This window comes from Nocardia acidivorans NBRC 108247, assembly GCF_001625085.1.
In the GTDB taxonomy this organism is placed as follows: Bacteria; Actinomycetota; Actinomycetes; order Mycobacteriales; family Mycobacteriaceae; genus Nocardia; species Nocardia acidivorans.
On the sequence record NZ_BDAW01000125.1, the window covers coordinates 1 to 12,824 of the forward strand.

Genomic DNA, 12,824 nt, shown 5'->3' on the forward strand with positions numbered 1-12,824 from the left:
CGGGGGCGGGCTTGGGCGCCGGTGCGGCAGCCGGTGTGCCACTGCTGATTACGCCGAGCTGACCACCCACATTGACGACATCGTCTTCCTGCGCGGTGATCTCCAGCAGCGTGCCGGCGACGGGCGAGGGGATCTCGGTGTCGACCTTGTCGGTGGAGACCTCGAGCAGCGGCTCGTCGACCGCGACCTCATCGCCGACCTGCTTGAGCCAGCGGGTGACGGTGCCCTCGGTGACGGACTCGCCGAGTTCGGGCATCTTCACCGGCGTGCCGGAGGCGGCTTCGGCGGCGGGCGCGGGGGCCGCGGCAGCGGGCGCCGGTGCGGCGGCCTCGGGCTGCGGTGCGGGAGCGGGTTCGGGTGCGGGTTCGGCCGCGGATGCTGCTTCGGGGGCCGGGGCGGCGGCGGGCGCGGGAGCCTCACCGGCATCACCGATCACGCCGAGTTCGCCACCGACCTCGACCACATCGTCTTCCTGCGCCACGATCTTGACCAGTACACCGGCAGTGGGAGACGGGATCTCGGTGTCGACCTTGTCGGTGGATACCTCGAGCAAAGGCTCGTCGACCGCGACCGTGTCCCCTTCCTGCTTCAGCCACCTGGTCACAGTGCCCTCGGTGACGCTCTCACCAAGAGCTGGCATCTGGACGGAGAAGGCCATGTCGATTGACTCCTCTGACTGCTCGTCGGGTTAAACAGTTTGTCTCCAAGGGCTTTCACCGCGGGTCGCGATGTCGGCCCAACGGCCGCCGAACTTTCGGCGGCCCCGGAGATCCATGTTGGTTCTTGTTCCAGCTACCCATCCTTGCACTCCGTCGCGTGCAACGTGTCACAGGGCGGCTGTTCACCGACCCTCGCCGCGTCGCAAACGCGATGGTGAGAATGGTCGAACGCTCGTTAACAGCGGTGATAGCCAGCCGCTGCTGAAGATCCGCTCCCCATCCCCCCGCGAATTCCCTCCCGCCCACATTCCCAGTCCCGGCCACCCCACCACCGTCCCCGGCCGCCTCCCCTGAACGCCACCTAAGGAGTCCCTGAGCTGCACCTTCGGATCCCCCCACCACCCTTTCCAGCCACCCCTCTCTCAGGCACCATCGAATTACCGGCGGCACCCACCCGTCCGGGAAGGAGGCACCCCCCATGAGTTTCCTGGACTTCCTGACCCGCTCAGGCCCCTCATCGAAGTCCCCCGACCCGGCCGACCTCACCCACCTGGCCACCTGGACCCGCACCCACCACGGCGTAGAAGCCTTCATAGAACCCCGAACCACCGTCACCGACGTCACCGCCGTCCTGGTAGCCCACGACGGCGAATGGACCCGCCGAGTAGTAGGCGAACGAGCCGCCCACCGCCTCTCCACCACCCTCAAAATCCCCGTCTACGACGTCCGCAAGGTCGGCTACCCCCAACGCATGCGAGACCACGACGCCCGCACCCGCATAGCCGCCCGCCGGGACCGACTCAGCGACCTATGATCGCGATGCTCTTCGCGTCGAGGGCGGTCGAATTCACGACTTCCTCGACGATCTCCGGAATCGGTGTCGCTCGATCCGTCGACAACAATGCGGTCGCGGATGCACCGGGCCAGCCGGGCCAGACGAGCGCGATCTCGGTGCCCGAACGAAGTCGCAGAATCAGCCAGTAGCGTTCTTCGCCCACCGGCTTCTTCAGCATTCGGCGGACGGGACCTTGAATCGCAGGCCACGCCATATCGATTCGAGCAATGGGATCCGTGCCCGAGAACCGTCCCCACTCGGATACGGGTAATTCGATCAGTGCCGGTGTGGGCCACGGCCGCCGATCGTCCAGTTCCGCGACGATATTGTTCAGGAATTGACGTACCTCGGATTCCGAGTGCTTGGTCCGGACAACGGTGTCCAGCTCCTCATTCGAGCGCAGCGCCTCGACCAGTGCTTGGTACTCCTGCTCGGGGTGGAGGTTTCCCAGTGGTTCTGTGAGTAGCGCCGTCGATACTCGGCTCACCTCCTCCGGGCCGAGGGTGTCGGAGAATTGAACGCCGTAAAGTACAGCGTTCACGACGCCACGCCATTGCTGGCTCATCTCTGTCGCCTCCATCTCATTTGGGCGCGTTCATGAGGATCTGCGCCGGATCTATCGTCAAGCCCTGCCCTCGCAGCTGCTGCACGACTTGTTCGGTGAACTCGCGAGGGGGCCGGTAGTGGCCACTGGCATCGGTGATCACTCGCAGCTCCCCATTGACCACCTCGAGCTCGCCCGCACCGGCAACGGGTGCGCCCGCAAGGAAACTGGAGTGGTGGAACTCGCCGGGGCCGTGGTAGAGCGAAGCGTAGATATTACCGTTCTCATCCATGACGAAGATCGCCTTCCCGGCACCGTGCCAGCTGGACGAGCCCGCCGTGGTATCGAAGAGGTTTCCCTGCGCGTCGTAGAGCTTTCCGTCGCGGATGAACACCTGAAAATGCCGCCGCTCTTCGGCGTTCAGGTAGGTGACCTGCCGCCCGGGCCAGATCGGATTCCCTGGAAGGTTCTCGCCGAGGTAGCGGGAATCCATGGAGGTGGTATTCAGTCTCGGTGTCGATCCGGCGTGCCGTGTGATCGACACCAGCTTGGCTCGGGCCTTGTCCACCCATTGCTGAACCTTCCGCAAGAGCGGGGTGATGCGGGTGGTGAGGGGTTTGACCGTCTTCGTGGTGATTTCGGCTGCGCGGGTGGCTAATTCGCTGATTATGGTGGCTATTCGGCGGGCTTTGATGGCGAGGCGGGCGCCGAGGGCGGTGTTGCCGAGGTATTCGGAGAGGCCGGCGGTGAAGGGGGCGGCGGCGAAGAAGATGCCTTCGGCTATGCCGGTTTCGAGGGCGAATTCTTGGAGTTCGGCGAGGATTTGGTGGTGGGCTTGGTCGAGGTGGTGGGCGTAGGCGCCGCAGGCTTGGGCCAGGGTTTCGCAGATGTCGGCGAGGGTGTGCAGGTCGGATTGGCGTTCCGTACAGGTGGTGAGGGCAGTGGGGATTTCGGGGGATTGCTGGTTGGACAGGAGGGTGAGGGCTTCGGGGATGCGCAGGGCGAGGGTGCGGAGGTCGGCGGCGGTTGTGTACCAGGCTGTTTCGGCGCTGCGGAGTTGATCCTGGTGACCGTTGGGCCAGGCCGCGCCTACGAGGTCTTTGATCAGGGACCAGCCGAAGGGTTCGGGGAGGCCGTCGCCCGCGGCGGACTCCGCGTGGGGGACCACGCAGGGCACGGGCCAGGCCGGGGGAGCGGGTGGGGGTGGCACGCTGCCGAAATTGGCTGCGGCTTCACCGGTTTCGTGATTGTGCGCGCCGGTGGTGATGAGGTCGGCAGTCGTGGACGAAGCGGTGATGAGTCGTTCGGAGGTGGCCAGCACCAGCCGTGCCGCCTCGTCATAGGAGGCGGCCCAGGACTGGCCGATGCTGTCACTGCCCGCCATGCCCGCACAGGAATCGAGCACCCCGAGCAGAGCGATATGCGTGCTGGCCGCATCCTGCGCCAATGTCCCGAATACCTCTGCGGCGGAGTGGTATTCGGTCACCCGGCAGAGAATCAGCGGCACCGCGGGCGCGGTCACGACCACACCCTCGGTCGCATCGGAGCCCCCGGTCGCATCGGAACGCGGGAGGTGCCCGCAGACCGCATCCCGAACCGGACCACCGCGCGCGCCCGGCTCACGGCCACATCCCCAGATTGGTCTCACCGACCGCAAGGTACGAATCGCGCGCGGCATGCAGCTTCCCACGCAATTCCACCAGCGCCGTACGCATTTCGGCGATCCCGGCAACCCGCGCCTCATGCGCCGCCCGATGTCCCGCAGCAGCCGCACCCGACCAATTCACATGCAACGCCGCGACCCGCCGCTCAATCGCCGCCACCTGCTGCTCGATAGCGCCTTCCAGCGCGGCAGTGGCATCGATGAGCCCCTGCAACCCGCTCAAATCCACCCGATAGTCGCCCACTCACCTCACCTCGGGCAGATCCAGTCGAGCCATATCCTCCGACCGCCCCCGGTCGTTCGCCGAGAACTCCGAGCCCGCCCACCGAAGCAACCCCGCATCAGCCCGAATGGACGCGATAATCCGCCGAGCCCCGCCCTCCCATTCACCCCAGGGCTCCTCATGCGACCCGGCCGCGACCCCGATCCACTCCGCCCCCACGAACTCCCGCACCGCGCGCATATGCCCGTCGATGCGTTCCCCCAATTCCCGCGCAGCCCCCTCGAGCCACTCCGCCGCCGCCCGCAACTCGACGGGCTCGACCTCCACACCACCGCTCATGAAAGCAGAATAACCCTCGGTGGCGACAAGTCGGCTATCGATCGCGCGCGCATGTGAACAGTCAGATTGTCGGAAAACAAGTTGGGCGGAGCTGTCACAAGCAACCCCGCCAACTTTCAGTTACTTCGAGGCAATGTCCTCGAGCGTAGCGATGAGCGTCCGAACCGGCACGCCCGTCCCACCCTTACCGACATACCCGAACGGCCCACCGGTGTTGTACGCGGGTCCCGCGACATCGAGATGCGCCCACTGCACACCCTCCGGCACGAACTCCTTGAGAAACAGTGCGGCGGAAAGCATTCCACCCCACCGATGCGGAGCCACATTCGCCAAATCGGCGATCTTGGAATTGATATCCCCGCGCAATTCCGCGGGAAGCGGCATGGCCCAACCATTTTCGCCCACCGACTGCGAAATCCGAGCCACCCGATCCCGGAACTCGTCGGTCCCCATGACACCCGGCGTACGCGTCCCCAGCGCGACCATCTGCGCGCCGGTCAATGTCGCGACATCGATGATGTAATCCGGATCATCCTCTCCCGCACGCACAATCGCGTCGGCGAGAATCAACCGCCCCTCGGCATCGGTATTGATCACCTCGACGGTCGTCCCGCCGTACTGCACCAGCACATCACCCGGCCGCTGCGCCGTAGCCGAGGGCATATTCTCCGCCATCGGCACCGTCGCGGTCACCGTGATGGGCAGACTCAGCCGAGCCGCGAGCAGTGTGGTGGCGATAACCGCCGCCGCCCCACCCATATCGGAGGTCATATTCTCCATGCTCTGCGCCGGCTTGATGGAGATGCCGCCGGTGTCGAATGTAATCCCCTTGCCGATCAACGCGACTCGCTGATCCCCACCCGCATAGGTGATGCGAATCAGCCGAGGCGGCCGCGACGACCCCTTGCCGACGCCGATGATCCCGCCGTACCCGCCCGCGGCGAGCTCCTTCTCATCCAGAATCTCGACCTGGAGCCCCGCCGCCTTCGCCAATTCCGCTGCGCGATTGGCGAATTCGGCCGGGAACAGCTCATTCGGCGGCGTATTCACGAAATCCCGTGCGGTGGCGACCGCTTCGGCGACCGCCTGCGCCCGGAACAGCGCCTCTTCCCCGAATCCCGCATCGGGAACCAGGAATTCGACGCGTCGCACCGGCTGGTCATCTACCTTGGGCGCACTCTTGGGCGACCGGAACGCGGTGAACTGGTACGCGCCGAGATAGAACCCCTCGGCCGCCGCCCCCAAATCCAATCCGGACAGCACGGTCACGGCGGTGGCGACCCCGGTCAGTGCCCGTCCCGCCGCCCCCGCGGACTTGCGCACCTGTTCGGCGTCGATCTTCTCCGCCGCGCCCAACCCCACCGCGAGCACGAAGTCCACAGCCAGTCCGGCGGGCGCGGGCACCCGGGTGATCTCCTCGGACTTGCCCTTGGCCCCCACCGCCCGCAGCGAACTCAGCAGCGCCGCGCGAGTATCGGCATCCAGTACATCCTCGAACGCGTCCGCGGGGGCGATAACCGGCCCGTCCTCCGACGACGTGAGTCCGATGACGAGCGCATCGGCCGCGCCGATGGTCTCGGTACGCACCAGTTCCGGCCCGAGCGAACGATCTGCAACAGCTGTCATGCGCCCCAGGCTACTGCGCACCCGCCGCCCGCATCCTCCCGGCGCGCCCCATTCCCGACCGTCGAGATCGTGATCCGCCCCGGTCGAGCGACTTATGCCCGCAGAGGCATGTGCTTCCGCTCGAGAAGATCGTGGGCGGAGACACGCGGCTGCCCTCCGGCGAAGTAGCGCGCCTGAACTCCACCCAACAGCGGCTCTATCCCCTCGTCGAGCAGCCGCTCGAAGTCGATATCGAGCCCCTCCGCGTCCCCCGCGAGATGCCGCAGCAGCGTCGGAGGCGTCTTCGCGCTGACCAATTCGAGCGGGTTCTCCGCGGCCACCCCCACAGGCGCCCGTTCCGACCCGGGCAGCAGCGCCAACCCCTGCACCAACCCGGACAGCGACAGACAGATGGACAACATGGTGTCCCGATTCATCCCCGGCTGATCCAACGCCGCGAACGACCGTTCGAGCGTATTGAGCAACGCGGGCCCCAGCGGCGGCCGAGTCTGCGCGAGCACCGGCAACATCCACGGATGTTGTTGATACAGCTGCCATTCCGCCCGCGCCTCGGCGGTGAGCCGGTCCCGCCAATCCCCGCTCGCGACGGGCGCCGGTCAGGTCCCGTCCCGCCCTTCGAGCGCATCACCGCGGCCACCACCGCCACCGCCGCCGCGCGTCCGCGCGAATTCCCGCACCGCTATCTCCAGGACATCGTCACCCTTCCCGAATCCCGGGGCCGCGGCGCGGGCGCGGTCATCTTCACCGATCGGATCAAATCGGTGGACGTTCCCGCCTATCTGGAGGCGCGTACCGAACGCTCCGCGCATCTCGACGAGCGCTGCGGTTTCACCCGCATCGGCACCGAGATCGAACTCCCGGACGACGGTCCGACCTTGCGCCCCATGTGATTTCAGAGCTGACATCCGAATCCGCTTGCGCCGCGCCCGTCGATGCGCGATCTTGGGCAGACATGAATGAAAAGGAATTGGTCAGACTGTCCAAGCGCCTGTCGAGTTGGCTCCGGCATCAACCGGATGCCATCGGCTTGACCCCGGATGCGGCGGGCTGGGTGCGGGTCGAGGACCTGCTGCGCCAGGCCGCCGCACACCACCGCGGTTTCACCCGTGCGCAACTCGAGACGGTGGTGGCGCAGAACAATAAGCGGCGCTTCGAATTCGATGAATCGGGTACCTCGATCCGCGCCCGGCAGGGCCATTCGATCGAGGTCGATCTCGGCTACACCCCCGCCGATCCACCGGCGCTGCTGTTCCACGGCACCGCCGAACGCGCCCTCGGCCTGATCAGGGACGAGGGCCTGCTCCCCATGCGGCGTCATGCCGTGCACCTGTCCGCGGATATCGACACCGCGGTGAATGTCGGTGCCCGGCATGGCCGTCCGGCGGTATTGCGGGTCGACACCGCCGCCATGGTCCGCGACGGTCACGATTTCTTCGTGACCGGCAATGGCGTCTGGCTGGTCGATACGGTCCCGCCGCAATACCTCGAATTGATCACCGCCCCTCGAGAACCCGTCAATCCCGCTCAACGCGCGATTGACCCGGTTCCAGACCCGCCCGCGTCCCCGGGAAATACCCTGGAGACGACACCGCTGTCGGGCATACTGCGCGGTGTCCACGACCCTGGAATGCCCGCCTCGGATCGCACAGGAGGTCCCCGTGGCGAAGGCGAAGTTCCAGCGCACCAAGCCGCATGTCAATGTCGGCACGATCGGTCATATCGATCACGGTAAGACGACGCTCACCGCCGCGATCACCAAAGTGCTGCACAGCAGATATCCGGATTTGAATCCGTTCACGCCATTCGACGCCATCGACAAGGCCCCGGAGGAGCGGCAGCGCGGAATCACCATCTCCATCGCGCACGTGGAGTATCAGACCGAGAACCGGCATTACGCGCATGTGGACTGCCCCGGCCACGCCGACTACGTGAAGAATATGATCACCGGCGCCGCGCAGATGGACGGCGCCATCCTGGTGGTCGCCGCCACCGACGGCCCGATGCCGCAGACCAAGGAGCACGTCATCCTCGCGCGCCAGGTGGGTGTGCCGAAAATGGTGGTGGCGCTGAACAAATGCGACATGGTCGAGGATGAGGAGATTCTCGAACTGGTCGAGATGGAGGTGAGCGACCTCCTCAGCGAATACGACTTCGACGGGGACAGCACCCCGGTGGTGCGTATTTCCGCGTATCAGGCACTGGAGCATCCGGAGGGCGAATGGGGGAGCGGCATCACCGATCTGCTCGATGCCGTCGACAACTGGATCGACACTCCGGCGCGTGAGGTGGACAAGCCGTTCCTGATGCCGATCGAGGATGTCTTCACCATCACCGGTCGCGGCACCGTGGTCACCGGGCGTATCGAACGCGGTGTGCTGAAGGTGAATGCCGAGGTGGAAATCGTCGGAATCCGGCCTCGGACAACGAAGACCACGGTCACCGGCATCGAAATGTTCCGCAAACTCCTCGATGAGGGCCGTGCGGGCGAGAATGTCGGGCTGTTGCTGCGCGGTATCAAACGCGAGGATGTCGAGCGCGGCCAATGCGTCATCAAACCCGGTTCGGTGACACCGCATACCGAATTCGAGGGCCAGGCGTACATCCTGTCGAAGGAGGAGGGTGGCCGTCACACCCCGTTCTTCGACAACTATCGCCCGCAATTCTATTTCCGGACAACGGATGTGACGGGCGTGGTGACCCTGCCCAAGGATGTCGAGATGGTGCTCCCCGGCGACAATGTCTCCATGTCCGTGGTCCTGATCCAGCCCATAGCAATGGAATTGGGTCTGAAGTTCGCCATCCGTGAGGGCGGTCGCACGGTGGGCGCGGGCCAGATCACCAAAATCATCAAGTAGCCCCGCGCCTGCCCGCGTCAGTTGTACACGGCTCCGAACGAAGGAACGGAGATAGTGCTCTTCTGATACTGGAACCCATCGGGATTGGCATCACTGACCGGTACCGACCACCGATGCCACACGCTGCCGTACACCGCGGCCACCACCATGCCCGGCCCGGGATCGATGACGGCCGTGCGAATCGTGGTGTCCACCGGCACATCCTGATGCTCGCTGAGCAGGTTGGTCCCGCTGCGTCCGCTGGACAGGTTGAACCACATCACCTCGAGCTTCGCACCGGTCTGATCGGGTGAGATGGTGCCGGGCCCGCCGAAGAACCCGAACCGGAATCCATCGGTGCCGAGCGCGATTCCGGATCCGTACACCCCGGGTCCGTCACCGCGCCCGATATCGGACTGTGCCGGAATCTGGAACGGCTGTGCGGGCAGAGCGACGTCACCGGCGCGCTGCCCGGAGGCGATGAGCCTGCTCACGGCCTGCTCGGCCGCGGGGTTTCCGGCGGCGGTGGTCTCCAGGCCCTGTATCGCCGCGCTCCACTCGAAGGGCGGTGCGCCACTCGCGGGTGCACCGACCATTCCGACAAAGGCCGCGGCCGCCACGGCGGTGGCGGCTAAACGACCAGTAGAACGGCTTCCACGCATAATCAGATCTCCTCGGATTGTGCTGTACCGCATACCTATCAGGCCCATACAAACACCGGCTCGGGCGTCCGCCGCCGAGGACTCGCCGATGATTTCGGGGGGCCGCGATGAATTCACCCCGCACACGCCGTCTGCACAGCAACCGACCAAGTAAGGAGCTCCTCCCATGACCGAGCCGAAGACCTACACCGTGGACGCCCCCGGCGCCGTGATCACCTACGACGTCCGGCCGCCCGAGACCGCATCGGGCGATCAGACCCCGTTGCTACTGGTCGGCTCGCCGATGGCCGCTGCTGGATTCGTCAGTCTCGCCGAACGTTTCCCGGACCGGACGGTCGTCACCTATGACCCGCGTGGCACCGAGCGCAGCCCCAAATCGGATCCGAGTACCGAATCCACCCCTGACCAGCACGCCGACGATATCCACCGGATTATCGACGACCTCGGCGGCGGTCCCGTCGACCTCTTCGGCAGCAGCGGCGGCGCGGTGAACTCCCTCGCGCTGGCTGCCAAGCATCCCGAACAGGTCCGCACGCTGGTGGCGCATGAGCCGCCGGCCGGGCAGGTGCTGCCCGATCGTGAGCAGGTGCTCGCGGCCGCCCAGGGGATTCGCAAGACGTACCAGGAGAGCGGTTTCGGCCCCGCGATGGCCAAGTTCATCGCCCTGGTCACAATTAAGGGTGAGGTTCCCGCGGATTTCGCGGATCAGCCCGCCGATCCCGCCATGTTCGGTCTCCCCACCGAGGACGACGGTTCCCGTGAGGACCCGTTGGTCGGGCAGAACATCATCTCCTGCACGCACTACAACCACGATTTCGATGCGCTGCGCGCCGCCGACACCCTGGTCGTGGTCGCGGTCGGCATCGAGTCCGAGGGCGAGTTGGCCTACCGCGGCGGCCTCGGCGTCGCCGAGCGGCTGGGCGTCGAGCCGGTGGTCTTCCCGAGCAATCACGGCGGATTCCTCGGCGGCGAGTACGGCCAGACCGGCGATCCGGACGGCTTCGCCGCGGCGCTGCGTCAGGCCCTGTCCGAGTAGAAGTTCGGCGCGTCATTCGACACGCCAGGAACTTCCGGCGTGTCGGTGCGCGAAGCCCGCACAACCCGTGACCTCGGCCGAACCGCCTGTTTAGCTCGATTCATGCCCAGTTCGAGAGGTCGAAAGTCCCAGCGCAGAGCCAAGATCGCCGCCCGCGCCCGCCATCATCGCGAGCGTGCGACGCGGCCGTCCTGGTACGACGAGTCGATCCGGCAGGTGCTCCGACACCGCCGGACCCTGCTGTTCGCCAAACGCCCCCGGGAACTGGAACAGGCCACCTGCGAACTACTCGGCGCGCAACTGCACTCCGCCGTGCGATCCAGAGCTGCCCATCTCAATTTCGACCGCTGGTTCGGCGAATTGGCATCGGCAACTCTCTCATCGGCCAATGCCCCTGTCTCCCAGGATGAGTCGGACATTCCGGGGTGGTGGCTGCTGCACGGTCTGCTCGCGATAGCCCCCACCGACTTCCTGATCCCCGCCATCCAGGATCTGCTCGACGCCACCACAGGCCACTGCGATCCGGCGTGGCTCCCCCTTGCCTGCCGGGTACAGGCGACGGGCGAAATCTGGCACCTCACCAATAGGGATGAAACCCGCATCGCCCTCGTCGCCGGTTACGAATATCCCGGCGGTGCGGACCAGCACGTCTATCTCTTCGACGTAGAGACGTGTAGCCCGGTGGAACTACTCGGCGCGGATGTCTTCGACACCCTCGACCAGGCGGCCCGAGCCTGGCGCGCGTCGGTCGGCGAATCCGCCGTGGACTCGCACCCGAGCGCGGTCACCGACCACGAAACCCTGATGTTCCTGCCCTACTGCTGCGACCCCGCGCATATCTCCGGTCTGGAATCCCGTAATCGCCTGGACAATTGGTTCCGCGCCGCCCGCCGCGTGGAAGAGCTGCTGGTGACATTGCGCCGGCGTGGCACTCCGGTGCCGCCGATCCCGATACCCGAATTCACCGAGTGCCGATGAGAGGCGGAACCCACCCGCGCGGCGAGTCATCCGGGCCCGCCGCATGATCGGGTTCTCGTGTCGCACCCCCTCGGCGCACCCCGAGTAACTAGTCTGATGCCGACCGTCGAGACGGTCGCTGTGATGAAGGGTGCTGGTTTGGTGGAGTTGCGTGGTGATGTGGTTCCCGATGACGCTGCGCGTGCGCAGCGGCCTGCCGGGGCAGACGGATTCGGCTGGGACTGGCTCAAATCGCCCAACCGCTCCCTGCAATTCGACCGCCCGCAACGCATTTGGGAGTCGGCCGCCGTCCCCGGCCGCGCCCGTCCCTATGTGGTGGCCACCTTCAACCTCAAGGGCGGCGTAGGCAAGACCACCACCACCGCGGCCCTGGCCGAGATCCTCTCCGCCGAGTTCAGCAAGCGGGTGCTGCTCATCGACCTGGACCCACAGCGCAACCTGACCACCATGATGGTCGGCGAAAGACGCTCGGCCGAACTCGATGCCACCGATCACACCCTGGCCGCGGTCTTCGCCGACGCGCTGGCCGGCCGCCGCCCGCGCGATGCCGCGGACCTGGTCCAGCATCAGGTGTCGCCCATGCAGTCCGTCACCACGGTGGACCTGCTCGCCTCGACCCCGAAGCTGATCGCGCTACAGGACGGGATGTCGCGCCTCGCCGAGCTGGATCCCACCGCCGTCCTGGCCTCGGCCCTGACCGGTGTGCTCTCCACCTATGACTTCGTCCTGATCGACTGCCCGCCGAACCTGGGCACGATCACCCAGAACGGTCTGCGCATCGCCGACGGCTATCTCATCCCGACCATCCCCGATGTCATGTCGACCTACAGCATCCCGCCGCTGCAGTCCCACCTCCGGCACCTGTCCGCCGCATGGTCCACCCCCATTACCGAACTGGGTGTGGTCATCACCAAGTACAAGCGCTCGTCTGCGGTCCATCAGCGCACCCTCGAGACCCTGCGCGCGAACCCGACCCTCCCGCGGCTGTTCCCCACCCGTATCCCGGAGTCGAACCAGATCGCCGCGGCCGCCGAGTTCACCGACTTCGGCACCCTCCGTCAGAAGTACGGTCAGGGCGGCCAGTTCCTGGCCCTGCGCGAGTTGACCGCCGACTTCCTGGCGACCACCCGGATCAAGCTCGCCTGGGGCCGCTGAGTTGATCAAGCCATTCCGGCGAACACGCTGGTCAACAGGCGATTTGACTTTGATCGAAGCGATACGTAACTTTATCCAAGTCAGAGCGACACGGACACCGACCCGGAGCCCCAAGGGCCTGGGAAACGAGGTTGTACGAGGAGCGCCTGACGCTCACACTAGTTTGGTTCGATCAGCGGATTTGGTTCTGCTGTCGCGGCTGGGCTAAGCTGTAAAAGTTGCCTCAACGAAATCCCGCTCAACGAGTCAGGGAGATCTTGTGTGCGTGTG

At 65.9% G+C, this 12,824-nt stretch carries 15 protein-coding genes; 7 read left to right on the forward strand and 8 right to left on the reverse strand.

What is annotated here, in order from left to right; translation table 11 throughout:
- A partial coding sequence (locus NA10_RS34560) for a biotin/lipoyl-containing protein (protein WP_305781666.1) occupies positions 1-658 on the reverse strand: 658 nt, incomplete at its 3' end.
- Between the two features lie 479 nt (positions 659-1,137).
- Between NA10_RS34560 and NA10_RS34565 the strand changes: the two genes are divergently transcribed.
- On the forward strand, positions 1,138-1,473 hold the full coding sequence (locus tag NA10_RS34565; RefSeq protein WP_067574921.1) for an oxidoreductase: 336 nt from the start codon (positions 1,138-1,140) through the stop codon (positions 1,471-1,473).
- Here the strand turns inward: NA10_RS34565 and NA10_RS34570 are convergent.
- From NA10_RS34570 to NA10_RS34595, 6 genes are all read right to left on the reverse strand, one after another.
- Complete coding sequence (locus NA10_RS34570; RefSeq protein WP_157556975.1) at positions 1,460-2,035, reverse strand: hypothetical protein; 576 nt, start codon at positions 2,033-2,035, stop codon at positions 1,460-1,462. The genes NA10_RS34565 and NA10_RS34570 overlap by 14 nt on opposite strands.
- 40 nt (positions 2,036-2,075) lie before the next feature.
- Positions 2,076-3,560, reverse strand: a complete 1,485-nt coding sequence (locus NA10_RS34575; RefSeq protein WP_157556977.1) for an IQM protein middle domain-containing protein — start codon at positions 3,558-3,560, stop codon at positions 2,076-2,078.
- A gap of 97 nt (positions 3,561-3,657) precedes the next feature.
- Complete coding sequence (locus tag NA10_RS34580) at positions 3,658-3,945, reverse strand: WXG100 family type VII secretion target (RefSeq protein ID WP_067574924.1); 288 nt, start codon at positions 3,943-3,945, stop codon at positions 3,658-3,660.
- Positions 3,946-4,263: a WXG100 family type VII secretion target gene (locus NA10_RS34585; protein ID WP_067574925.1), complete on the reverse strand. Its 318-nt coding sequence runs from the start codon at positions 4,261-4,263 to the stop codon at positions 3,946-3,948. It abuts the gene before it with no gap.
- Between the two features lie 120 nt (positions 4,264-4,383).
- Positions 4,384-5,889: a leucyl aminopeptidase gene (locus NA10_RS34590; RefSeq protein WP_067574926.1), complete on the reverse strand. Its 1,506-nt coding sequence runs from the start codon at positions 5,887-5,889 to the stop codon at positions 4,384-4,386.
- A 92-nt stretch (positions 5,890-5,981) separates the two neighbouring features.
- Positions 5,982-6,419 (reverse strand): TetR/AcrR family transcriptional regulator C-terminal domain-containing protein, encoded by a 438-nt coding sequence (locus NA10_RS34595; protein ID WP_245678229.1) that lies wholly within the window; start codon positions 6,417-6,419, stop codon positions 5,982-5,984.
- Between NA10_RS34595 and NA10_RS34600 the strand changes: the two genes are divergently transcribed.
- The 3 genes from NA10_RS34600 to tuf all read left to right on the forward strand — a co-directional run bounded on the left by NA10_RS34600 (position 6,405) and on the right by tuf (position 8,744).
- On the forward strand, positions 6,405-6,779 hold the full coding sequence (locus NA10_RS34600) for a hypothetical protein (protein ID WP_067574928.1): 375 nt from the start codon (positions 6,405-6,407) through the stop codon (positions 6,777-6,779). The two genes, NA10_RS34595 and NA10_RS34600, sit on opposite strands and share 15 nt — an antisense overlap.
- A gap of 62 nt (positions 6,780-6,841) precedes the next feature.
- The gene (locus NA10_RS34605) at positions 6,842-7,621 is read left to right on the forward strand and encodes an RNA 2'-phosphotransferase (RefSeq protein WP_067574929.1); all 780 of its coding nucleotides are present in this window, start codon (positions 6,842-6,844) and stop codon (positions 7,619-7,621) included.
- The gene (tuf, locus tag NA10_RS34610; RefSeq protein ID WP_067574930.1) at positions 7,548-8,744 is read left to right on the forward strand and encodes an elongation factor Tu; all 1,197 of its coding nucleotides are present in this window, start codon (positions 7,548-7,550) and stop codon (positions 8,742-8,744) included. Before NA10_RS34605 ends, tuf begins: the two co-directional genes overlap by 74 nt.
- Before the next feature lie 17 nt (positions 8,745-8,761).
- Here tuf and NA10_RS34615 read toward each other — a convergent pair whose 3' ends face one another.
- Complete coding sequence (locus NA10_RS34615) at positions 8,762-9,319, reverse strand: hypothetical protein (protein WP_245678225.1); 558 nt, start codon at positions 9,317-9,319, stop codon at positions 8,762-8,764.
- A gap of 232 nt (positions 9,320-9,551) precedes the next feature.
- On the opposite strand from NA10_RS34615, the gene NA10_RS34620 reads away from it, so the two are divergent.
- From NA10_RS34620 to NA10_RS34630, 3 genes are all read left to right on the forward strand, one after another.
- Positions 9,552-10,421 carry an alpha/beta hydrolase gene (locus NA10_RS34620; RefSeq protein WP_067574932.1) on the forward strand — a complete coding sequence of 290 codons (870 nt, stop codon included), beginning with the start codon at positions 9,552-9,554 and terminating at the stop codon, positions 10,419-10,421.
- 102 nt (positions 10,422-10,523) lie between these two features.
- Positions 10,524-11,399 carry a hypothetical protein gene (locus NA10_RS34625; RefSeq protein WP_157556978.1) on the forward strand — a complete coding sequence of 292 codons (876 nt, stop codon included), beginning with the start codon at positions 10,524-10,526 and terminating at the stop codon, positions 11,397-11,399.
- Between the two features lie 96 nt (positions 11,400-11,495).
- Positions 11,496-12,554 carry a ParA family protein gene (locus NA10_RS34630; protein WP_245678227.1) on the forward strand — a complete coding sequence of 353 codons (1,059 nt, stop codon included), beginning with the start codon at positions 11,496-11,498 and terminating at the stop codon, positions 12,552-12,554.
- The last annotated feature ends 270 nt before the right edge of the window (positions 12,555-12,824 follow it).

Excerpts from the sequence above, each read along its gene's own strand:
- NA10_RS34565 (WP_067574921.1), top strand. The coding sequence starts at position 1,138 with ATGAGTTTCCTGGACTTCCTGACCCGCTCAGGCCCCTCATCGAAGTCC.
- NA10_RS34585 (WP_067574925.1), bottom strand. The coding sequence starts at position 4,263 with ATGAGCGGTGGTGTGGAGGTCGAGCCCGTCGAGTTGCGGGCGGCGGCG.
- NA10_RS34590 (WP_067574926.1), bottom strand. The coding sequence starts at position 5,889 with ATGACAGCTGTTGCAGATCGTTCGCTCGGGCCGGAACTGGTGCGTACC.
- NA10_RS34600 (WP_067574928.1), top strand. The coding sequence starts at position 6,405 with ATGTTGTTGATACAGCTGCCATTCCGCCCGCGCCTCGGCGGTGAGCCG.
- NA10_RS34605 (WP_067574929.1), top strand. The coding sequence starts at position 6,842 with ATGAATGAAAAGGAATTGGTCAGACTGTCCAAGCGCCTGTCGAGTTGG.
- NA10_RS34615 (WP_245678225.1), bottom strand. The coding sequence starts at position 9,319 with ATGGTCGGTGCACCCGCGAGTGGCGCACCGCCCTTCGAGTGGAGCGCG.
- NA10_RS34620 (WP_067574932.1), top strand. The coding sequence starts at position 9,552 with ATGACCGAGCCGAAGACCTACACCGTGGACGCCCCCGGCGCCGTGATC.
- NA10_RS34625 (WP_157556978.1), top strand. The coding sequence starts at position 10,524 with ATGCCCAGTTCGAGAGGTCGAAAGTCCCAGCGCAGAGCCAAGATCGCC.
- NA10_RS34630 (WP_245678227.1), top strand. The coding sequence starts at position 11,496 with ATGCCGACCGTCGAGACGGTCGCTGTGATGAAGGGTGCTGGTTTGGTG.